The following is a 20,521-nucleotide window of genomic DNA, read 5'->3' as shown; positions in this document are numbered from 1 at the left end:
GCCAACGGGTTCAGGCCATCCGCACCCAGCCCGTAAACGGTTTCGGTCGGGAAAGCCACCAGCCCGCCCGCCCGTAGGATCCCGGCCGCCCGGGCGATGACCTCGGGATCCGGATGTTGAGGGTCCACCGTCACGACCTCGCCCCTCACAGACAAAGCATTTCCCTCCCTTTGGAATCAACTGGTGCTTTTGTTTCCTCCACTGTTTTGGGAATATGCAATGGGGGAGCGGATGGTCCCACCCCTCTTGATCCCCCCTCCCCGCGAAAAACCAATCTAACTCCTAAGTGGATGAAGCATGAGGGGAAGGGGTGAGGCCTTCCTGCCTCCTCTCGCGGGCTCTGAACCAGATAACTTAAGATATATGGACAAAGCAGTCGCGCTAGGGCATCGTACTATAAACACAGAGCTTTATCATTCACAAGACGAGCGCTACCGAAGCGTATATCGTTCATGGTGTCTTGGGCGAGCGCATTGGCGGATTCACCGCACTTTGTTTATAATCAAATCCGAGAGAGAAGCGGTTTCCTTTCCTGCTGTCCGGGTTGGCAGTTCGCGTTCCCTCCAGCACGCCGTTCTGGAAGGTTCCGCCATGGAGGTTTCAAGGAGGTTTGAAGCCTTATCTTCGCTTCACGAGCCGGTGTTGGTGCTGAACGCCAACTTCGAGCCCTTGAATATTTGTTCCCTCCGTCGAGCGATCGCTCTGGTGCTCAGCGGGAAGGCGGAGATCTTGGAGAACGGCCGGGGCGAGGTACGGACCCCTTCTCGAGTTTTCCCTTGTCCTTCGGTGATCCGTTTGCGCTATGTGGTGCGGCGGCCGCCCCGACGGCTGCGTCTGACGAAACGGGAAATCCTGAGGCGGGACCAGTACACCTGTCAATATTGCGGGCGTTCTTCTCCTCACTTGACCGTAGATCATGTGATCCCGCGCCATCGGGGCGGAACGCATACGTGGGAAAACCTGGTCGCCGCCTGTCCGGCGTGCAATCGCCGCAAGGGGAATCGCACTCCGGCGGAGGCTCATATGACCCTGCTCCGCCAGCCTTTTGAGCCCGTTCCAACCATACGCTATCTCTTTGGTTCTTATTTGCGGGAATATACCGAGTGGCGGAAATACCTGGAAGGATGGTAAGCGGGAGGTCAGGAGATGCCGCTTCAGGAGTTCGGGCGCTGGTTTATCCTGATCGGTCTCTTCTTCTTAGCTTTCGGCATACTCTTCACACTGATCGGTCGGGTTCCAGGCCTAGGTCGCTTACCAGGGGACATCTTGATTCACAAGGGGAATTTTGTTTTCTTCTTCCCTTTGGCCACTTCGATTCTGCTCAGCCTCTTGCTCACCCTGGTGCTGAATTTGGTGCTTCGGATCTGGCGCTGGTGAATCCCAGTGTGCTCCCATTGTGAACGGACCACGGGGCGAAACGGCAGGGCGGGCCAGGGTGTCTAAAGAGGGACGGCATGGGGCGGGAAGGCGCCTCGCTAAAATGGTCAGGGCGGGCATTCAGGATGCTGGGCCATGTGATTGGAGGGGTGGGCGGTGATAGCGACATCCGCCCTGAGGAGGTAACCATGGAGGCGTTTCGGATCGAGCGGGATTCGCTAGGGGAAGTGCGGGTTCCAGCCCATGCCCTCTGGGGCGCTCAGACACAGCGCGCGGTTGAGAACTTTCCCATCAGCGGGATCCGGTTCCATCGGGACTTCATCCGTGCCCTGGGTCTAATTAAATACTGCGCTGCGAGGGTGAATCGGGATCTGGGCCTGCTGGATGAGCGCCGGGCGAATGCGATTATGCAGGCGGCTCGGGAGGTTATCGAGGGGAAGCTTGACGATCACTTCCCACTGGATATTTTCCAGACGGGGTCAGGCACTTCAACGAACATGAACGCGAACGAGGTGATCGCCAACCGAGCCATTCAAATCCTGGGCGGGGCCATCGGCTCCAAGGAGGTGCATCCCAACGATCATGTGAACTTGGGTCAGTCCTCCAACGATGTGATCCCAGCGGCCATCCATATTTCGGCTTATCTGGCCGTGCATGAACGGTTGCTGCCCGCTCTGCGACATCTCCATGAAGTGCTCCTCGATAAAGCCCGGGAGTTTGATGACATTGTGAAGACAGGCCGCACCCATCTCATGGATGCCATGCCGGTCCGGCTGGGCCAGGAGTTCTCCGGCTACGCCAGCCAGATCGAGCATGGGATCCGACGGATTGAGGCGACCTTGCCGCACCTGGCGGAGCTGGCCCTGGGGGGCACGGCGGTGGGCACCGGGATCAACACCCATCCCGAGTTCGGACGGCGGATCGCTGCGGCTCTGAGCGAGGAGACCGGACTGCCGTTCCGGGAGGCGGAGAACCATTTCGAAGCCCAGGCGGCTCAGGACGCGGCCGTGGAGCTGAGCGGCCAGTTGAAGACGGTGGCCGTTTCGATGTATAAGATCGCCAACGATCTACGCTGGATGAACTCAGGTCCGCAGGCCGGCCTGGCTGAGATCCGGCTCCCTGCGCTACAACCAGGATCCTCGATCATGCCGGGCAAGATCAATCCGGTCATCCCCGAAGCTGTGCTGATGGTCTGCATGCAGGTGATGGGCAACGATGTGGTGATCAACATGGCCGGCGCCTCAGGGAACTTTGAGCTCAACGTGGCCTTGCCCGTGATCGCCCATAACTTGCTTCAGTCCATCCACATCCTGGCGAGCGCGGCGACAGTGCTGGCGGACAAATGCATCTGCGGCATTGTCCCCAATCGCGAGCTTATGGAAACACTGGTCCATAAGAACGCCATCCTGGCCACCGCCCTTACGCCCCATATTGGTTACGACCGGGCCGCGGAGGTGGTCAAGCGGGCGATGGCCGAGAACCGGACCATCCGTGAGGTGGTCCTAGAGATGGGCTTGATGCCTGCGGAGAAGCTGGACGAGGTCCTGGATGTGCGGAAGATGACGGAAGGCGGCTTCGTAGCGGGGATCTCCGCAGGCGGTTAAGTCTCCCGAAGCGCGGCCAAGATTCCAGCCCCTGGACTTACCGGCAACACTGCAAAAAAGGCGGGTGAAGATGGATCCCTTCACCCGCCTTTGGTTGTCTGATGAAAGAAGAGTCGTCTCCCCAATACGTGTGGACGATCTTTCCATAGGGCATTTCGGTAAGAGTTACGCCGTGGGTTTCCGTGTGGGGCCCTTCCGTCTACCCGTGGGTTCCGAACGGCGGGACTTCCATTTCTTTGTGGGGTATGGGCCGCCGTCGGGGGCCCGCACCCCACAAAGAAACCAATTTCCCTCCTCCCCGTGTGACAAAGCGGCACGGTGAGGAGGGCAGGGGGGTGGGCAATTCCCCTCGCCACATACCCCCTTGGAATTTTCGACCTTTGGAGCTTGTCGCTGCTGAAAGGGGTGACTGCCTGAGAAGAGAATGCTAATAATTAATAAAACACGAGCCCGTATCGATGGAGGATGTTCCGATGGGAGAACGGGGTCTACGGGTGATCCGGGAGTTTCAGAGCTATTATGATGATCTAAACGGTGTGCGGCGGGCCATCGTGCAGCGGATCCCTTTCGCCCCGGGGGAACGATGGTTAGACATTGGGACCGGAGATGGATGGTTCGCCTTAGAGATCGAGCGGATGATGGCCCCCAGCGTGGTCATCGGGATTGATTTGGCGCGATGCGAGGTTGAGCTGGCCCGCCAGCATGCTCGGGATTCCAATTCCCGGTTCAGCGCCTTCGTCCAGATGGATGCCTATCGCCTGGGGTTCCCTAGCGGTGCCTTCGATGGGATCGGGACCTTCCTGGCCCTGCAAGATATTTGCCTGGACCTGCCGAGCCTTCATCGACTGTTCGAAGAAGCGAATCGAGTGTTGAAATTGGGGGGATGGTTTGCCCTGGCGACCACCACGCCGGAAGATGCCGAGACACCGTCACAGAAGCTGGCCTTGGAGATCTATCAATACATTCGGGCGGGCTTCTTCACCAAAGCGCAGATCCAAGCTGCTTTGGAACAGATGGGCTTTCAAGTGGAACATATTGAGTTCTATCCTACGGGAGTTAACTTAGATCCGGAAGAGGCCCAAGCGTTCATCCGGTTTGAGTGCGACTGGCTGGAACGGGCCTATGGATGGCAGAACAAGCCGGATTGGCGGGCGGTCTGGGCACATTTTGAGCCACGCATTCGAGCGCTGGGCGGTTTGGAAGTTGATGCCAAGGTTACCTTCTTCCTGGCTCGCAAGGTGCGAACGCATAGGCCCACGGGTGGGGTTTGAGAGGATCTCTACCAGGAGGTGCACGTGTGAAAGGGGGTTCCATTCCTGTGCGTCGGGTAGCAATGATCAGTGTCCATACATGTCCCCTGGCCACATTAGGAGGCAAGGATACGGGGGGGATGAACGTTTACGTCCGGGAGCTTGCCCGGGAGCTGACCCGTCGGGGCATCGCGGTGGATGTTTTCACCCGCTCCCAAAATCCCCATCTCCCCCATATTGTGCACGAGCTGGGACCTGGAGGGCGTGTGATTCACGTGCCCGCTGGCCCTGAAGCCCCGATTGAAAAACATCGCATCTTAGAGCATCTCCCCGAGTTCGTTGAGCGGGTTCGTCGCTTCGCAGAACAGGAAGGCTTGGTCTACGATGTGATCCACAGTCATTACTGGCTTTCCGGCCTGGTGGCGCTGGCCCTGCGGTCCGTATGGCGGGCCCCTGTGATTCAGATGTTTCACACTCTGGGCCAGATGAAGAACCGCGTTGCACAGCGGGTAGAAGAACGGGAACCTCCGCAGCGCCTGGAAGCGGAGCGGCGGCTGGTCCGGGAGGTCGATCATGTGGTGGCGGCCACGCCGCTGGAGAAAGCCCAGCTGGTATGGCTTTACGGAGCCACGCCTTCGTCCGTCACGGTCATCCCACCGGGGGTGGATGTTCAGCGTTTCCGTCCAATCCCCAAAATGGAGGCCCGTCGGGTTTTGGGGATCCCCCTGGAGCGACGTTATGTCCTCTTCGTCGGACGGATCGAGCCGCTAAAAGGTTTAGAGACCTTGATGCGGGCGGTGGCGATCCTGGCTCAGGATTGTCCCACCTGGACGCAAGATTTCGCGGTGGTGGTCATCGGTGGAGATCCGGATGCGACAGCGGATGCAGAGATGGGACGGCTTCAACAACTGCGGACGGAGCTGGGGATCACGGATCTGATCGCTTTTCTGGGCGCAAAAGCTCAGGAGACCCTTCCTTATTACTACAACGCCGCGGATGTGGTCGTCATGCCCTCTGATTACGAGTCGTTTGGATTAGTGGCGTTGGAGGCCATGGCCTGCGGCACGCCGGTTATCGCCTCGGATGTTGGGGGGTTGGTTTATCTCGTCCGCGATGGGGAAACCGGCCTGCGGGTACCCCGGCGTCAGCCGATCCTCCTGGCCCGGGCGCTGGATCGGCTCTTGCGGGATGATGAGTTGCGGCAACGGTTGGGCGAGAACGGGCGGCGCTGGGCCCAGCGGTTTGCATGGCCGATCATCACTGATCGCATTGTTGACCTTTATCAGGAAGTGCTGAAGCTCCGTCGGGGTCGCCAGAAGCAGCTCATCTGTTATGGGCGCTGGAGCGTGAGGCCCTAAGAGTTTTCTTCGATCCGATCTCTGGAGGGAGGGAAATGATCACCGTTGTGCCCCCTGAGGTCCATTGGTTCTACGCGGAGAAGCGCCCCAGCCCAGGCGCGATCGCGGAGCAGCTCCGCCAGAGCCTGTGGTTTGTGAGCCTGCAGGAGGCATGGGTTTCCCCTGTGGATCCCGTTCAAAAGGAGCCTCCCTTCCGGTATCAGGGCTACTGGCGAGAGCGAACCTTTGAGATCGAGTTCGAGCCTAGGCGCTACGTGATCTTGCGCGCAGCCGAAGACCTTCCTCGGGTCGTTGAAGCCCTGCATCGTTCCCTTGGCGTAGGCCCGGTTTTCTCTTACTTAGACGAGGAAGGGAAAGTGGTTTATGAATGGCGCTGGGGAGACCGGGAGGCCCGTTGGCAGGAGCTCCAGGGGATCGCTGGCTATCAGCGGTTGCGCCGTCTGGACCGTCACAGCCCATGATCCGGCGCTCAATCGGCGACCCGGGCGCCTTCAGTGCGCGATCCAGCCCCTGATTTTTGGTTCCCTTGGGAAGTTCTGGGGGGAGCCGGACGCCTTCGGCGCCCGGCTCCCCCTCAAATACTGTTCATCCCCCTCCCCACGGCCTTTGGAGCCGTGGGGAGGGGGATCCAGGGGGGTAGGGCCGTTGGCCCTCACCATTCCTCAAAGTTCAGGCGGGCCAAGCGCTCAGGACAGGCGTCCGGTGAGGATGGCCATTTTGACTTCCTCAATCGCTCGGGTGATGTTGATGCCTCGCGGGCATGCCTCCACGCAATTGAAGATCGTGCGGCAACGCCAGACCCCAAACCATTCGTTCAGAATCCGCAATCGTTCCGCCGCACCCCGATCTCGGCTATCAAAGATGAATCGATGGGCCTGTACGATCGCCGCAGGGCCGATGTATTCCTCATTGGCCCAGAAGGAGGGACAGGAAGTGGTACACGCCGCGCAAAGGATGCATTTGGTGGTGTCATCGTAGCGCTCGCGCTCCTCCGGGGTCTGCAAGCGCTCCCGCTCCGGTGGCGGCTCATCGTTGATCAAATAAGGTAAGATCGTCCGATACTTCGCGAAAAAGGGCTCCATATCCACCACGAGGTCCTTGATCACCGGAAGTCCGGGGAGCGGTTGAACGGTGATCACCCCGCGCCCTTCCTCGATTGCCTCACGAACTAGAACCTTGCATGCTAGGCGGTTACGGCCGTTGATCCGCATCGCATCAGAACCGCAGATCCCATGGGCGCAGGAACGACGGAGGGTGAGAGTGCCGTCGATATACCATTTGACGTAATGAAGGGCATCCAGGACGCGATCGACCGGCTCCGCCTCCACCTCGTATTCCCCCCACCAGGGCTTCCGGTCCTTCTCCGGGTTGAATCGTTGGATGCGCAATCGAACCTTCATGGCGTTTCCTCCGGTGTGAGCTGGGTCTGGGAAGGCGTTGACCAGGTCCATCCCCATGGAGCACGTCGGATTTCGAGGGCCTGAGCGGCCGCTCGCGCAGCTTCAATCAGAACAGGACCTCACCCCTCCCGCTCCTCCAGAAGGCATCCCTCCAGCATGATCTCCAATAAATGGGAAGGATTGGATCCGCGAGGTCCACAGGCTGTTCTCCCAGGTTTTGCGGGACGAACTCCAAGATGCGCTCTGCATGCTCTGCACACCGCTGGGCGATCTTGCGCTATATCCTTTCCGCTGTCTGGTGAGCCTGAACGGCCGCCCGTTCATAGAAGCCTCCGTCCGGCATCGAACGGGCGGCCTTCAGGTCCCGCAGCCCCCGGGCCAGCCAGTCCGGATAGCGAGGGGGTATCAATACTTTCGCTCCTTCGGCGGCCACTTGGTGATGACCACCGGTTTATAGGCGAAGGTCACTTTGCCGTTCTGGCGCCAGATCAGGGTATGCTTGAGCCAGTTTTCATCGTCCCGCTTCGGGTAATCCTCCCGATAATGGGCGCCCCGGCTTTCGGTGCGGTTCAGAGCGCTGAAGGCGGTAGCTTCCGCCACGTCCAATAGAAAGCCCAGCTCGATTGCCTCCAGAAGATCGGTGTTAAACCGATGGCCCTTATCATCGATCTGGACGTGGCGATAACGCTCCTGCAGCTCCCGGATCTTCTCGATGGCGGTCTCCAGCCCGCTGGCCTCGCGGAACACGCTCACGTAAGTTTGCATGGTTTCCTGGAGCTCGTTCCGGAGGGTCGGGACGCGCTCCTCCCCCTTTCCGTTGCGGAGGCGCTCTGTCAGCTCAACGGTGAACGCTTCGGGCTCCGGCGGTAGGGGAGCGAAGTCAGCTTGCTTGCAATATTCCGCCATATGCCGGCCTGCCCGCCGTCCGAAGACCACCAAATCGACCAGCGAGTTGGTCCCAAGGCGGTTGGCCCCGTGCACCGAGACGCAAGCCGCTTCGCCGGCAGCGTAGAGGCCCGGGACCGGCGTATTGCGCTCATCCCGAATCACACGGCCGTCCACATCCGTGGGGATGCCGCCCATTGCGTAATGGGCGGTGGGCTGGATGGGCACGGGCTCCCGCATCGGGTCGATGCCCAGATACACGCGAACGAACTCGATGATGTCCGGAAGCTTGCGCTCCAGGTATTCCGCTGTGACCTCCTTCCCACCCGGTGCGCTCTTGAAGCGGTTGATGGTCTCCGGCCGGAAGTCCAGGTAGACGTAATCCTTCCCGCCGATCCCACGGCCCTCGCGGATCTCCGTATAGATCGCGCGGGAGATCACATCGCGGCTGGCCAGATCCTTGAGGGCCGGTGCGTAACGCTCCATGAAGCGCTCGCCCTTGTCGTTGATCAGCACGGCCCCTTCACCCCGCGCGGCTTCGCTCAGCAGGATCCCCAGCTTATAGATGCCGGTGGGGTGGAACTGAAAGAACTCCATGTCCTCGAGAGGAAGCCCTTTCCGCCATACGATCGCCATGCCGTCGCCGGTCAGTGAGTGAGCGTTAGAGGTCACTTTATAGATCCGCCCGGCGCCGCCCGTGGCGAAAAGCACGGCTTTGCTGTGGAAGACATGGATATCTCCAGTGGCGATTTCGATGGCCACCACGCCGCGGACCGTTCCGTCTTCCAGGATTAAGTCGGTGACGAAGAATTCGTCGAAGAACGTGACGTTGTGTTTGATGCATTGCTGGTAGAGGGTCTGGAGGATCATATGGCCGGTGCGGTCGGCAGAGTGACAGGCCCGCATGACGGGCGCCTCGCCGAAGTTGCGGGTATGCCCGCCGAACCGACGCTGGGCGATCTTGCCGTCAGGGGTGCGATCGAAGGGCAGGCCCATGTGCTCCAGCTCGATGATGGCCTCGATGGATTCATAGGCCAGGATCTCCGCCGCATCCTGGTCTACCAGCCAGTCCCCGCCCTTCACCGTATCGTAAGCATACCATTCAGGCCGGTCCTCCTCCATATTCCCCAGCGGCGCAGCGATCCCTCCCTGCGCCGTCCCAGTATGGGAGCGGGTGGGGTAGAGCTTGCTGAGGACCGCTGTCTTCACCTGTTTCGAGGCGTAGAGGGCAGCCATCAGCCCGGCCCCCCCTGCGCCCACCACAACTGCATCAAATTGATGCCGATGGACTTTCATCGCATGCTCCTTCCGTAACGTTACTAAAGTTTAGAACTTGCATGATTTAGATTTTGGGCCAATGAGGCAGCCCGACCGCTCAATCCAGGACCTCCCATCGTGCGGGGCGAGCCCCTTCCCGCTCCTCGATATCCCGGATTGAGGGAAGGGATGAGTTTGTCCAGCACCGCAGCTCCGCTTCATCATCCAAGCGGTGGGCATCCAGCCGGAAGCGCCGTGATCCGCACTCCGCCGATCAGGGCGATGGCCCCGATCACGATGACCAAGGTCCCGCCGACGAAGGAAATCCACTTCAGCCTCTGATTCCATCCCCGATGATGAACATAGTCATCGATCACATAGCGCAGACCGTTTAGGCCGTGGATGTAAGCGAGGAACAGGAGCAGGGCATCATAAACTCGCCACCAGAACATCACGTTCCAACGTTGGTAGACAAAGCAAACGTTGATATCGTGGACGTTGTTGATCACATGCATGATCGCCAGATGGCCGAAGGCCAGGGGGATCAGCAGCACACCTGAGACGCGCATGAAGGCCCACAGCCAGACCTCCAGGCGGGGGCGTACAGCCGGTACCGTTCGCGGGGCCACCTTCGGGATGGCTGCCATGATTACCTCCCCAGGATGCCTTTTTGAAGGATCACATTACCCATGATGAAAAAGGTGGGGATATAGAGAACGAGGAAGACGACGATGGTCCACAGGATCATACGGGCCTGGATCTCCGCAGCCCACAGACGAGGGCGGAAATCGCTGATCGCAATGCGCAGGCCGTTGAGGCCGTGCCAGAGGACGCAACCCACTAAGATCAGTTCGCCGAGGCTGAAGAGCGGATGGCGATAGAGGGCGATGGCATGCTCATACCAGGTGGGGGCGAAATAGACCAGCGAGGTGTCCAGAATATGAATGGTGAGGAAGAGCAGGGTTCCCAATCCGGCGATCCGATTGGCCACCCATGCCCATTGATGGATCCGGCCACGATACTGAGGGATCTCTTGGAGCACCAGCCGCAATCCAGCCCCGGGAACCCAGGCCCATTCCAGGGCCCGCCATCGCTTCCGCGTCTCCTCCGGTATGATCACATCGGAACTGGCCATGGCAGGCTCCTTGGGAAAGTTTTCACTTATATTATAGCGCCATAGACAAAGACTGAATACTGTTTTGCGATTTTTGAGGCTTATAGACTTTGGAGATCTTCAGAGGTTGGGGGCCGTCGAAGGTGCCCCCAACCCCCGAAGGGTTGTCTCTCCTCCTCCTCCTTGCAGTCCGTAGGGGCTGGGAAGGCAGCCTTCAGCAGCCGCTCCGGACCCCAAAAGCACGGTGAAAAGCCCGCTCACGTCGAGCCGGTAGCCCGACGGGCTTCCAAAGCCTCGCGGACCAGCTCGTTCACCCGCTGGGGATCCGCCTGGCCACGGGTGGCGCGCATGACCTGGCCAACGAACCATTTCAGCACGCCTTCCTTCCCACGCAAATAGCTTTCCACCTCTTTGGGATTCGCCTCAATGATCTGGAGGACGATCTCCCGCAACGCCTCCACATCCCGGATCTGGGTTAACCCTTTGGCCTCCACAATGCGGCGGGGGGCCTCCCCGGTCTCAAAGGCCTCACGCAGGACCAGCTTGCCGGTGTTGATATTGATTTCCCCCCGCTGGACCATGCGGATCAACTCCACCAGCGCTTCAGGGGGAACTCCCGTGTCCTGGATCTCCAGGTTGGCTTCGTTCAGCAGCCGGAAAAGCTCCCCGATGATCCAGGAAGCTATGGTTCGGGGTTCCACCACCGGCTCGCCATATCGAGCGAGAGCGACGGCGCGCTCAAAATAATCTGCCACCCGATGGTCCTCTGTCAGCAGAGCCGCTTCGTAGCGCGGGAGGCCGTAAACCTGTTCAAAACGCGCTCGCCGATCCCGGGGCAGCTCCGGCAGCATCGCGCGGATGGCTTCTACCCACTCACGGGAGATCACCAGGGGTGGGATGTCTGGCTCTGGGAAGTAGCGATAGTCATGGGCGTGCTCTTTACCGCGCTGGGGGACTGTGATCCCCCGTGTCTCATCCCAGCCCATGGTCTCCTGCTCCACACGACCGCCGGAGCGAACGATCTCGATCTGCCGTCGGATCTCGTACTCAACGGCCCGTACCAGCGCTCGGAAGCTGTTCAGGTTCTTGATCTCTGTGCGGGTTCCCAGTCGGGCCTCCCCTTTCGGGCGCACGGAGACGTTGGCCTCGAAGCGAATGACTCCCTTTTCCATATCCCCCGAGTTGACACCCAGATAACGGAGCAGGGTGCGGAGGGCTATGGCGAAAGCTTTCACCTCCTCTATCGAATGCATGTCCGGCTCTGTGACGATCTCCATCAATGGGACGCCTGCCCGGTTGAAGTCCACCAGGGTCACGCCCCCTATGTGGATCAACTTCCCCGTATCCTCCTCGATGTGAACCCGGCGGATTCGCACCCGCTTAGGCCCATCCGGCGTGTCGATCTCCAGATAACCGTTTAGACAGAGAGGGTAATCATACATGGAGCGCTGGTATTCCGACGGCAGATCGGGATAGAAGTAATTCTTCCGGTAGAAGAGGCTGTATTCGGCGATCTCGCAGTTCAGGGCCAGGCCGGTAAGGATGGTCCATTCGATCGCCTGCCGGTTCGGGACGGGGAGCGTCCCGGGCATCCCGGCGCACACCGGACACACATACCGGTTGGGCTCGGCCGTGGTGCTATCCACCACCGGACACGGGCAGAACATCTTGGACCGCGTCTGAAGCTCCGCGTGGATCTCCAGGCCGATGACGGGCTCGAACTCCACAGGGCACCCCCTGAGCGGGATCTTAGAACTTCGTCTGCATCCATTGTAGCCGAAGTTACGCGCGGGATTTGGAAGCTGCGCCGCCTTCGGTCCGGTCCGTGCAATCCCTGCCTGGACGGACAAGGTCAGTTTAAAATTGATAAAAATTAGCGATAGGGCTCATAGTTCTATTTGAGCTTCAGGTTTTAGGATGGACGTGGGTCACGGAAAGCGGTTCGTTCTCATTTTAATTAACCTCCTGGTCGCCTGCGCCCCTCCCTCCGGCTTCCAGCTCCCGGACGATCCGTTGGCTCGCCTCCTGGGAAGGCGAGTTGGGCGTGTGGTGATTGTGGGAAGCGATGGGAACCTATATCTGACGGATCAGAGCGGCCTGCGTCGCCAGGCCCTGACGGAAGATGCCGGCCCCACCCCCCAGGGCCGCCGCGCTTACCGGCTTCCGACCTGGTCTCCGGATGGAAAGCGCCTGGCGGTCTTTGAGGTTCTGAGCGCAGAGGTCACCACCGTGCGCGTGCTCCGTCTGGAGCTCCCGGCCGGACGACCCCCTGTCCGTCAGGTTTGGGGGGAATGGATCGGGGAGGAGCCGGCGCTGCTCAGCTGGCTGAACGGACAGTTATTAATTGCCTTGAGCCGGAAGGGGTCACGGCCGGGGGATTATACGTTGCGAATGCTGGATCCGGCGAAAGGCCAGGAGGCCATCCTGGCGCAGGGGAGCCCTCTTTTCTTCAGCTGGAGCGCCGTTCGAAGGATGCTGGCGTGGCATCGAGGCGGACGCTATCTGGAGCTGCGCGCGCTGGACCAGGGGGAGACCCAGCGGCGTTCGGATCACACGGCTGCTTTCAACGCACCCGCCTGGTCGCCCGATGGACGATGGCTGGTCTGGGCGGAGCGGGAAGGGGATACCAGCGTCCTTCAACTGGGAGGCGTGGATCCATCTGCCGCCCGCACGATCATGACCTTCACCGGAGGGGTGGCCTTCGCCTGGTCCCCCACCGGCCGCTATCTGGCGCTGATCACCGACCCTACCACCACCCTCCCTCGCATTGGTCCATTAGACCTTTACGATACGGAAACAGAACAATGGGCCCGGCTGGATGATCAATCGAATCTGGCGGTTTTCTGGTCCCGTGATGGCCGTCAGCTGCTGGCGTTTCGCCTTTTGGAGCTCGATCCCGCTTCCGGGCAGGTCCTGCTTCAGGCTCGGGTTTATGAGCCTGCATGGAAAACCCATCGGGATCTCGCCGCGTTCATCCCCACCCGCTCTTTTCTGGAGGTCCTGGCCTTCTTCGACGCGTTCCAGCAATCAGCGTCCCTCTGGTCTCCGGACAACCGTTTTGTTCTGATCGCGGCGATGGAGCCTGATGGGGAGGCCGGGATCTACGCCCTGCACGCTTCGGGGTGGCTGGAACCGCGCCGGCTGGGGGAGGGCGTGTTGGCCTTCTGGTCCCCCCATTGAGCGCCGCTATGCTTGTGTCGTCATCCCTCTTGGCTCCTTCCCCCCAAGCCCTCATGAGGAAACCGAGGGCACGACTCCTAAGCTGAGGGGGCCGCTTGCGGAGAGGCTGGGGCGGGAGCCGGAGCAGGGAAAGAAATCGGCTGACCTGCGCGAGCGGATTCGATGATGGCGACCACCTCGTTGCCGGACAAATCATGGCGTTCCAGCAGCGCCTGGGCGACAGCCTCCACCTCCATCGCGTGCTCCCGCAGCAGCCGTTCCACCTTTTCCTCGCATTCCGCCCAGAATCGTTCAATGACCTCCTGATAGCGCTCCGGGTCCTCTGGCCTTAACGGGTGGAAGCCGAAGTATCCCAGATCCAGCAAGACCATGATCCGCTGGCGAACTTGTTGGAAGTCGGCCCCGGCGCCGGTCCAATGTTCGCCCATAAAGATCTTGGTGGCCACATGGCCGGCTAGGGAAACCATGATCTCCGCCACCAGGCGCCGCAGGGGAACCGTATAAAGTTCCTGCTTGGGGACGCTATGGACATAGCCCAGGGCCCCCGGCATGTTGGTGCGGCGGATCAGGGAGGCGCGGATGATCCGTTCGTCCGGCAGCAGATAATACTGGGCGACCGCATGGCCGGCCTCGTGATAGGCCACTTGGCGACGCTGGCGAGGATCCATCTCGGCGATGGGGTTCTCCAGACCCATCGCCTGCTCCTGGAGGGCCAGCTCGATGTCCCGTTGGGTAATGTAATCCCGACCGTTGAACAAGGCGATGCGCACGGCATCCTTGGTGATGGCAGCCATGATTTTGGCGGGGGTCGCCCATGCGGTGTCGGCGACTAGGGACTCGATATCAATGCTGGGATCATGCTTAACCTTCGAGAGGTAACCTTTGATGATCTCCCGGCGGCCGGCCCGATCCGGAAGATCCACGTATATAATGCGATCGAACCGGCCGGGGCGCACCAGGGCAGGGTCCAGGGCATCCGGGCGGTTGGTCGCCCCCATGAACAGCACATGCCAGTTGCGGGGCGGGGGGCGCTTCCCTAGGAGCCGGTAGATCCGGCCCTTGAGCCGCTCCCACCGGGTAAGCTGGGTGATGCCATCCATTTCATAGAGAAGCCGGGTGAGGGCTCCCGTGCCCCCCCAGCCCAGCCAGCCCAGGGGACCGACCCGCTCGCCCCCCATCACCCCGCCCCGGCTGGCCCCCACCGCATCGATCTCATCGATATATGCGATGCATGCGCCATACTCCCGGGCGAGTTTCCGCGCTTTCCCGACGAACCACATCATTTTGAGGACATCGACCCCCCAGAACATGGAGCGAAAGCTGGACCCCTCAATCGAGATGAAAGGGATGCCTGCTTCGCCGGCGATAGCCTTGGCCAGCATGGTCTTCCCGGTGCCTGGGGGGCCGGCAAGCAGGATGCCGTTGATAAACTGCCCGCCCATCTTCACGAAGCGCTCCCGGTTCGACAGCAAGTCGATCCACTGGCGGACCAGGCGCACGAGGTTCTCCTGGCCCCAGTAATCGGCGAGGGTCACCTGCTTGGGGTCGCCGGGTTTGATGACCTCCACACGGCTGCGGGACATGAACCAAAAGAGGGCGATGAATTGGATGATGACGAAGGTGATCGCGAACAGAAGCTGAAAGGCGAATCGAAGCAGGAGGATGAGGGCGTTGAGAACCACAGGCTCCACATAAGCCCAATATCCCAGCCCGCCCAAGCCCACAATCCAAATCCCCCGCCGCCACCACCAGTGCCAGCCGCGCAGCCAAATCCGTCGCAGGCGGGGCCGAAGTCGCTGTCCGGACTTGCCCATCGTCTCCTCCTCATTTGCACCAAGTCGGGCGGTCGAAGGGGGTTCTAAGGAGGGAGCAAGCAAACTATCCATCAGGCAGGCTGCAGTTGCCTGCCCAGCTCCCCCAGGATTTTTCAAATCGAACTGACGAATTTTTTAACATTTTAATACAAACATAAACGCCATCCCAATTTCGGGGTAGAACCCATGCCCATGATTCGACCTCCTCTTAGTCTTAGGGGTGGGGGTGAGGAGAGCGGCTCCCCGTCGAGCCCTCCGGTTGGCGAATCTTAGAAGGGCGCGCCATTCCAGGGCCTGGCGCTGCGGGGCCTCACCGTCGATGCTCGCCAGGGAGAAGGAAAGGAGGGACGGCGAACTCCCAATCTGGCAGCTGCCCCTGGGTCAGGGCTGAAGGGACCAGCGGGGAGGTCGCTGGGGGAGGCCATTAGCCGCGTATCGAGAACTCCTGCCGATGGATCCGCACGCTCTGGACCAGCCCGATCCCCAGGCACAGGGAGACCAGCGAGCTTCCCCCATAGCTGATGAAGGGCAGGGGAAGACCGGCCACGGGGGTCAAGCCGATGTTCATCCCGATATTCGTCAGGGCTTGGAAGGCGATCCAGGTGCCCACCCCAACGGCGATCAGCCGGCCATAGGTGTCCTCAGCCCTCCAGGCGGTTTGGAAAATCCGCCCGAGGACCCCAAGGTAAAGAGCCAACACGCCCAGCGCACCAATCAGCCCGAACTCCCCCGCCAAGACCGCGAAAATGAAATCCGTATGGCGCACACGGAGGAAGCCCCAGACATTTTGAGGGCTTTGTCCCCATCCGGTTCCCCAAAGGCCCCCGCTGCCGATGGTGATGAGCGCCTGGGTTAGGTTATAGGTCGTGCTGGGATCCGCCTGGAGGCCCAGGAAATGCAACAGGCGCCCGCGCATATAAGGCAACATGATGGTCCAGGCCCCTATGGCCAGGGGAGCGCTGAGCAAGCCGATGGCGAGAAGATGCCGTGGACGGACCCCCCAGGCGAAGAGCATCCCGAAGCCGATGGCCAGCGTCACCACTGCAGTGCTCAGGTTAGGCTGAAGGAAGATCAGCGCTGCGGGCAGCAACAGGTATCCAAAGGCTAACAGCACAGTGCGGAGAGAATCCAGCCGCTTTTCATGCTCGGATAGAAAACGGCCCATACTGAGGATCAGAAGAGGCTTCACAAGCTCCGCGGGTTGGATGTTCAGGGAAGCGATCTCCAGCCAGCGGCGAACCGGGGCGATCTGGCTACGGCCAGCGATCAGAGCGAGCAACAACAGGCCCAAGACGAACAGATAAATTCCGCGTTGGAAAGCCCCCCAAAGCCGGTAATTCACTGCTGCGGTCAGAAAGATCAGTAGAATCCCCACCATACCATATAGAGCCTGCCGCCGGGGCGCCTCAGCGAGATCTGGGGAGCGTAACACGGCGCTGGCGATGGTCACAACCCCCACGGCCATCAAGGCCATCACCCCAAGCAACAACCACCCGTCGAAGCGACGCCATTCCCTGAAGTGGTCTTCAATCCATCCGATCATGATCGGTTGTGCCGATTCCCCAGAGGGATATCTGCGACCAGGCGGCATTCTCGCGCGTCTTGGGTGACAGTGACCCGCACTTCCTCAGCGATGATGGGTACATGGCGGGAGAGAACCGCGATGATCTCATCCTTGATGACTTCCAGCAGCCCTGGGGAGAGATCACTGCGATCATGAACCAGGATCACCTGGAGGCGCTGCTTGGCAGTTTCGCGGGCCGACGGTTGTCTTCGCAATCGGTCCAGCCAGCTCATCGACCACCTCCGCTGCGCACCAATCGACGCAACCAACCCAGGACCCCCTGACCATCCTCGGAGAGGAAAAGCGGGACGGTTTCACCCATCAGGCGCCGGGCAATCGTGCGAAACGCCTGGCCAGCGGGCGATCGCTCCTCCAGCACAACTGGGGTCCCCCGATTGGTTGCCACGATGACCTGCTCATCCTCCGGGATTACTCCCAACAACTCAACGGCCAGGATCTCCAGAACATCCGAAGTGTCCAGCATATCTCCGCGGCGCACCATTTCGGGCTTCAGGCGATTGACAATAAGCTTGGGAGTGGGCTTGCCTATCGCTTCCACCAGCCCGATGACCCGATCCGCATCTCGAACTGCTGCGACCTCCGGGTTGGTGACCAGCAGGATAAGATCCGCAGGGGCCAGGGCGGTCCGGAATCCTTCTTCGATGCCCGCTGCAGAGTCGATCAGGATGTAATCGAATTCGGGGCGCAGCTCCTCGCAAATGCGGATCATGTCTTCGGGCTTCACAGCGGACTTGTCGCGGCTCTGGGCAGCGGGCATGAGGTAAAGGTCGGGGATCCGTTTATCTCGAATGAGGGCCTGACGGGTGCGGCAACGCCCTTCCACCACATGCACGATGTCATAAACGATGCGATTCTCCAAACCCAGAACCACATCCAGGTTTCTCAGACCGATGTCCGCATCAATGCACACGACTTTCTTGCCGGCCATGGCCAGGGCCATCCCCACATTGGCGGTCACTGTTGTTTTGCCCACGCCCCCTTTGCCGGAGGTCACTGTAATGACCTGCGCGCTCATCTCGATCCTCCTTTAGGAAAAACCGGGAGCTTCACGTCGGGTAGTCGTCCCTTTCGGCAGTGGCGAGTTCCAAACGCAAAAAATCGAACAAGCTATGCAGGTAAGCCGAATTGCCCACGCCTCCCAGAAGGAAAAAGCAGCTAACTACGGCCGGCCCAGGAGACGCCCCAGCCATTGCTCCCATCGGGAGAGGGCGCGCCACGGCTCGACAACGATGCGGCCGTTCTGGACCATCGCCTGTTCGGGGATCGGCGAATGATGCTCCTCCGGTGAGCGCGCGATATAACGGCCGATGCGTAACTGGACCGGGCGGAGCTCCAGGGCGTAAACCGCCGCCTCATCGTCTCCTTGACAGCCCGCGTGGGCGGTGCCCAGCAGGCGTCCCCATACAATGATATCTCCAGTGGCTGCGATCTCCGCCCCAGGGTGGACATCTCCGATCACGCAGAGATGGCCTTCGACTTGCAAATAGTGACCTGCCCGCAAGGTTCGATGGATCACCCAAGCAGATTCCAAGGGAAGTTCTTGAGCCTCGGGGAGCCGTTCCATCGCCGGCGGGGATTGTAAGGGAAGCCCCAGACGTCGCACCAGCGCCTGGGTCACCGGATGGTCCGTGAGCACCCCGGTCAAGGTGAGGCCAAAACGGTTCAGCAGAGCGAGCAGGCTCAATAAATCCGCTTCCTCCAGTATTCGGTCCCCCAGGACAAGGACGGCCCGGCCGCCTGCGAAGAAACTGGAATTGGCCGCCAGCCGGGATTCGAGGGCTCTCAGCGCCTCCGGCCAGGGCTCCGGACCGAAGGAAAACCACAGTGCATCCCCAATCCCTTTAATGGCTACCGGCTCTCTCGACATTCGTACACTCCTTTAGACTTCACGAGCCGAGCCCATTGCCTCTGCGTCAGAGCTGATCCAGCGAGTAGGCTAAAACGCATGGTAGTGCACATTTGGTTATAATGCAAATAAGTTAAATGAGCAAGCACCACGAGCGCTCATTTGTTTCTCTTTTTGAGCATTGGGAAGGCTGTCGTCAACGGCCTCTCTGTCAGTGTGATTGTTTTATGGGTGCCAAGGAAAGAGTATCCCTTATAGTATACTAGGATTCCGGGAGCATCCCCCAAGAGGGGCTTGCGGCTTTCGCCGTTGAAGACTTTCGGGATCTTATCCGCAACGCGCCAGAGGAGGCATCGAATGGCATGGCTTCTAGTCCACGGGGTGGTTTGCACCATGGGGGATCCACCGCAAGTGATTGAGGACGGGGCGGTTGCCATCGAGGGGGATCGCATCGTGATGGTGGGATCCACGACGGAGGTGCGGGCTCGTTATCCTGAAGCCGAGGCTCTCGACGCGCGGGGACAACTTGTCCTGCCGGGAAATATCTGCGCCCACACGCATTTCTACGGAGCCTTCGCTCGGGGCATGCCGCTCCATGATGAGCCTCCCTCGAATTTTCCTCAGATCCTCCGCCGGCTGTGGTGGCGGCTGGACCGGGCGCTGGATGAAAAGGCGATCCGCCTTTCCGCGCTGGTTTGCCTGATCGACGCGATCCGCCATGGCACCACGACGTTGATCGATCACCATGCCAGCCCCTCGTGCATCGACGGCTCCCTGGACATCATCGCTGAAGCGGTGATGGAGGCTGGGCTGCGGGCATGCCTCTGCTACGAAGTGACGGATCGCAATGGTCCGGAGGGAGCAAGAGCAGGGATCCAAGAAAATGTCCGCTTCATCCGACAGGTTCAACAGTGGCGAGCCTCGGGTGATCCCCGGGGGGCTTTCCTGGCGGCTTCCTTCGGGCTTCACGCGGCCTTCACGGTAGGCCCCAAGACGATGGAACAAGCTGTTGCTGAAGCCCGAAGTCTGGGGATCGGTTTCCACATCCACGTAGCGGAGGATGTGGCGGATGAGGGCCACAGCCTCACGGTCCATGGGGTCCGAACGGTGGAGCGACTGGCCCGAGAGGGCGTGCTGGGCCCTCAGACGCTATGCGCGCATTGCGTCCATGTGGATGCTGCAGAGATCGCCCTGTTGGCGCGCACACAAAGCAAGGTCAGCCATCAGCCCAGATCCAACATGAACAACGCGGTGGGTGTGGCGCCGGTCGGGGCGATGCGAGCTGCCGGAGTCACCGTCGGGTTGGGCAACGATGGGTTTTCAAACAATATGTTCATGGAAATGAAGACGGCTTATCTTGTACACAAGGTCCACGCCCGTGATCCCCGGGCGATGGGAGCTGAAGAGGTCGTCTCGATGGCCTACCGGGAGAACGCCCGTGTCGCTTCTCTCTTCTGGCCCCATCCGGTCGGGGTTCTGGCCCCGGGCGCTTATGCGGATATCATCCTGTTAGATTACCGTCCCCACACCCCCCTGACCGCGGCAAACCTGCCTTGGCATTTGATTTTCGGAGCGGACGGCTCCCACGTCACCACCACGATTTGTGGGGGGCGGGTGTTGCTGAAAGACCGGCAGCTGCTGACCCTCGATGAGGAGCGGATCGCTGCGGAGGCCCGAGCTTACGCCCCGGTGATCTGGGAGCGCTTTCGGTCGATCGCGGAGGCGGAGCGGGGCTCCTGAACGGCCTTTCTCCTTCTCCGCCTCGTGGCCACGGATGACGATCCAGCGAGTAGGAGTTACGCAGTTGATGTCCTCGCGGGGGCTTTGGGGCGGAGCCGGGCGCCAAGGGCG

General features: G+C 60.5%; 20 protein-coding genes. 8 read left to right on the top strand and 12 right to left on the bottom strand.

The window, feature by feature from the left end:
• A partial coding sequence (locus ACFMO5_RS12830) for an L-threonylcarbamoyladenylate synthase (RefSeq protein WP_376793147.1) occupies window positions 1–149 on the bottom strand: 149 nt, incomplete at its 3' end.
• A gap of 442 nt (window positions 150–591) precedes the next feature.
• On the opposite strand from ACFMO5_RS12830, the gene ACFMO5_RS12825 reads away from it, so the two are divergent.
• The 6 genes from ACFMO5_RS12825 to ACFMO5_RS12800 all read left to right on the top strand — a co-directional run bounded on the left by ACFMO5_RS12825 (window position 592) and on the right by ACFMO5_RS12800 (window position 6,050).
• Window positions 592–1,131 (top strand): HNH endonuclease, encoded by a 540-nt coding sequence (locus tag ACFMO5_RS12825; RefSeq protein WP_376793145.1) that lies wholly within the window; start codon window positions 592–594, stop codon window positions 1,129–1,131.
• A 15-nt stretch (window positions 1,132–1,146) separates the two neighbouring features.
• Entirely contained in the window at window positions 1,147–1,377 is a 231-nt protein-coding gene (locus tag ACFMO5_RS12820) for a DUF2905 domain-containing protein (protein WP_376793144.1), read from the top strand.
• A gap of 188 nt (window positions 1,378–1,565) precedes the next feature.
• Window positions 1,566–2,981, top strand: a complete 1,416-nt coding sequence (locus ACFMO5_RS12815; RefSeq protein WP_376793143.1) for a class II fumarate hydratase — start codon at window positions 1,566–1,568, stop codon at window positions 2,979–2,981.
• A gap of 473 nt (window positions 2,982–3,454) precedes the next feature.
• Window positions 3,455–4,252, top strand: a complete 798-nt coding sequence (locus tag ACFMO5_RS12810) for a class I SAM-dependent methyltransferase (RefSeq protein ID WP_376793142.1) — start codon at window positions 3,455–3,457, stop codon at window positions 4,250–4,252.
• A 62-nt stretch (window positions 4,253–4,314) separates the two neighbouring features.
• Complete coding sequence (locus tag ACFMO5_RS12805; RefSeq protein ID WP_376793146.1) at window positions 4,315–5,589, top strand: glycosyltransferase; 1,275 nt, start codon at window positions 4,315–4,317, stop codon at window positions 5,587–5,589.
• 35 nt (window positions 5,590–5,624) lie between these two features.
• Window positions 5,625–6,050 carry a hypothetical protein gene (locus tag ACFMO5_RS12800; RefSeq protein WP_376793141.1) on the top strand — a complete coding sequence of 142 codons (426 nt, stop codon included), beginning with the start codon at window positions 5,625–5,627 and terminating at the stop codon, window positions 6,048–6,050.
• 225 nt (window positions 6,051–6,275) lie between these two features.
• Here the strand turns inward: ACFMO5_RS12800 and ACFMO5_RS12795 are convergent, their stop codons facing one another.
• The 6 genes from ACFMO5_RS12795 to gatB all read right to left on the bottom strand — a co-directional run bounded on the left by ACFMO5_RS12795 (window position 6,276) and on the right by gatB (window position 11,972).
• Window positions 6,276–6,989: a succinate dehydrogenase iron-sulfur subunit gene (locus ACFMO5_RS12795; protein WP_376793140.1), complete on the bottom strand. Its 714-nt coding sequence runs from the start codon at window positions 6,987–6,989 to the stop codon at window positions 6,276–6,278.
• A 277-nt stretch (window positions 6,990–7,266) separates the two neighbouring features.
• A complete protein-coding gene (locus ACFMO5_RS12790) occupies window positions 7,267–7,398 on the bottom strand; it encodes a HEPN domain-containing protein (RefSeq protein ID WP_376793139.1) in 132 nt (43 codons plus the stop codon).
• Entirely contained in the window at window positions 7,395–9,170 is a 1,776-nt protein-coding gene (sdhA, locus tag ACFMO5_RS12785; RefSeq protein WP_376793138.1) for a succinate dehydrogenase flavoprotein subunit, read from the bottom strand. Before sdhA ends, ACFMO5_RS12790 begins: the two co-directional genes overlap by 4 nt.
• 182 nt (window positions 9,171–9,352) lie before the next feature.
• Window positions 9,353–9,778, bottom strand: coding sequence for a succinate dehydrogenase (locus ACFMO5_RS12780; RefSeq protein WP_376793137.1), 426 nt, complete (start codon window positions 9,776–9,778; stop codon window positions 9,353–9,355).
• A 2-nt stretch (window positions 9,779–9,780) separates the two neighbouring features.
• Entirely contained in the window at window positions 9,781–10,266 is a 486-nt protein-coding gene (locus ACFMO5_RS12775; RefSeq protein WP_376793136.1) for a succinate dehydrogenase, cytochrome b556 subunit, read from the bottom strand.
• Window positions 10,267–10,502: 236 nt separating this feature from the next.
• Window positions 10,503–11,972, bottom strand: a complete 1,470-nt coding sequence (gatB, locus tag ACFMO5_RS12770; protein ID WP_376793135.1) for an Asp-tRNA(Asn)/Glu-tRNA(Gln) amidotransferase subunit GatB — start codon at window positions 11,970–11,972, stop codon at window positions 10,503–10,505.
• A 190-nt stretch (window positions 11,973–12,162) separates the two neighbouring features.
• Between gatB and ACFMO5_RS12765 the strand changes: the two genes are divergently transcribed.
• Window positions 12,163–13,425, top strand: coding sequence for a hypothetical protein (locus ACFMO5_RS12765; RefSeq protein ID WP_376793134.1), 1,263 nt, complete (start codon window positions 12,163–12,165; stop codon window positions 13,423–13,425).
• 77 nt (window positions 13,426–13,502) lie between these two features.
• On the opposite strand, the gene ACFMO5_RS12760 is transcribed toward ACFMO5_RS12765, so the two are convergent.
• The 5 genes from ACFMO5_RS12760 to minC all read right to left on the bottom strand — a co-directional run bounded on the left by ACFMO5_RS12760 (window position 13,503) and on the right by minC (window position 18,691).
• Window positions 13,503–15,239 (bottom strand): AAA family ATPase, encoded by a 1,737-nt coding sequence (locus ACFMO5_RS12760; RefSeq protein WP_376793133.1) that lies wholly within the window; start codon window positions 15,237–15,239, stop codon window positions 13,503–13,505.
• A 424-nt stretch (window positions 15,240–15,663) separates the two neighbouring features.
• Complete coding sequence (locus ACFMO5_RS12755) at window positions 15,664–16,782, bottom strand: FtsW/RodA/SpoVE family cell cycle protein (protein WP_376793132.1); 1,119 nt, start codon at window positions 16,780–16,782, stop codon at window positions 15,664–15,666.
• Complete coding sequence (minE, locus tag ACFMO5_RS12750; RefSeq protein WP_376793131.1) at window positions 16,779–17,036, bottom strand: cell division topological specificity factor MinE; 258 nt, start codon at window positions 17,034–17,036, stop codon at window positions 16,779–16,781. The genes ACFMO5_RS12755 and minE overlap by 4 nt, the downstream gene beginning before the upstream one ends.
• A complete protein-coding gene (gene minD, locus ACFMO5_RS12745) occupies window positions 17,033–17,839 on the bottom strand; it encodes a septum site-determining protein MinD (protein WP_376793130.1) in 807 nt (268 codons plus the stop codon). The genes minE and minD overlap by 4 nt, the downstream gene beginning before the upstream one ends.
• 144 nt (window positions 17,840–17,983) lie before the next feature.
• Window positions 17,984–18,691 (bottom strand): septum site-determining protein MinC, encoded by a 708-nt coding sequence (gene minC, locus ACFMO5_RS12740; protein WP_376793129.1) that lies wholly within the window; start codon window positions 18,689–18,691, stop codon window positions 17,984–17,986.
• Between the two features lie 336 nt (window positions 18,692–19,027).
• Here minC and ssnA point away from each other — a divergent pair, with 336 nt between their 5' ends.
• Window positions 19,028–20,410, top strand: coding sequence for a putative aminohydrolase SsnA (gene ssnA, locus ACFMO5_RS12735; protein WP_376793128.1), 1,383 nt, complete (start codon window positions 19,028–19,030; stop codon window positions 20,408–20,410).
• Window positions 20,411–20,521: the final 111 nt, after the last annotated feature.

The sequence above is a fragment of the Thermoflexus sp. genome, assembly GCF_042408365.1.
Lineage (GTDB): Bacteria > Chloroflexota > Anaerolineae > Thermoflexales > Thermoflexaceae > Thermoflexus.
This window is presented reverse-complemented; position numbering and strand designations above follow the sequence as displayed.

Bases quoted from the DNA above. Each gene is read 5' to 3' on its own strand.
- ACFMO5_RS12825 (WP_376793145.1), top strand. From the start codon at position 592: ATGGAGGTTTCAAGGAGGTTTGAAGCCTTATCTTCGCTTCACGAGCCG.
- ACFMO5_RS12820 (WP_376793144.1), top strand. From the start codon at position 1,147: ATGCCGCTTCAGGAGTTCGGGCGCTGGTTTATCCTGATCGGTCTCTTC.
- ACFMO5_RS12815 (WP_376793143.1), top strand. From the start codon at position 1,566: ATGGAGGCGTTTCGGATCGAGCGGGATTCGCTAGGGGAAGTGCGGGTT.
- ACFMO5_RS12810 (WP_376793142.1), top strand. From the start codon at position 3,455: ATGGGAGAACGGGGTCTACGGGTGATCCGGGAGTTTCAGAGCTATTAT.
- ACFMO5_RS12805 (WP_376793146.1), top strand. From the start codon at position 4,315: ATGATCAGTGTCCATACATGTCCCCTGGCCACATTAGGAGGCAAGGAT.
- ACFMO5_RS12800 (WP_376793141.1), top strand. From the start codon at position 5,625: ATGATCACCGTTGTGCCCCCTGAGGTCCATTGGTTCTACGCGGAGAAG.
- ACFMO5_RS12795 (WP_376793140.1), bottom strand. From the start codon at position 6,989: ATGAAGGTTCGATTGCGCATCCAACGATTCAACCCGGAGAAGGACCGG.
- sdhA (WP_376793138.1), bottom strand. From the start codon at position 9,170: ATGAAAGTCCATCGGCATCAATTTGATGCAGTTGTGGTGGGCGCAGGG.
- ACFMO5_RS12780 (WP_376793137.1), bottom strand. From the start codon at position 9,778: ATGGCAGCCATCCCGAAGGTGGCCCCGCGAACGGTACCGGCTGTACGC.
- ACFMO5_RS12775 (WP_376793136.1), bottom strand. From the start codon at position 10,266: ATGGCCAGTTCCGATGTGATCATACCGGAGGAGACGCGGAAGCGATGG.
- ACFMO5_RS12765 (WP_376793134.1), top strand. From the start codon at position 12,163: ATGGACGTGGGTCACGGAAAGCGGTTCGTTCTCATTTTAATTAACCTC.
- ACFMO5_RS12760 (WP_376793133.1), bottom strand. From the start codon at position 15,239: ATGGGCAAGTCCGGACAGCGACTTCGGCCCCGCCTGCGACGGATTTGG.
- ACFMO5_RS12755 (WP_376793132.1), bottom strand. From the start codon at position 16,782: ATGATCGGATGGATTGAAGACCACTTCAGGGAATGGCGTCGCTTCGAC.
- minE (WP_376793131.1), bottom strand. From the start codon at position 17,036: ATGAGCTGGCTGGACCGATTGCGAAGACAACCGTCGGCCCGCGAAACT.
- minD (WP_376793130.1), bottom strand. From the start codon at position 17,839: ATGAGCGCGCAGGTCATTACAGTGACCTCCGGCAAAGGGGGCGTGGGC.
- minC (WP_376793129.1), bottom strand. From the start codon at position 18,691: ATGTCGAGAGAGCCGGTAGCCATTAAAGGGATTGGGGATGCACTGTGG.
- ssnA (WP_376793128.1), top strand. From the start codon at position 19,028: ATGGCATGGCTTCTAGTCCACGGGGTGGTTTGCACCATGGGGGATCCA.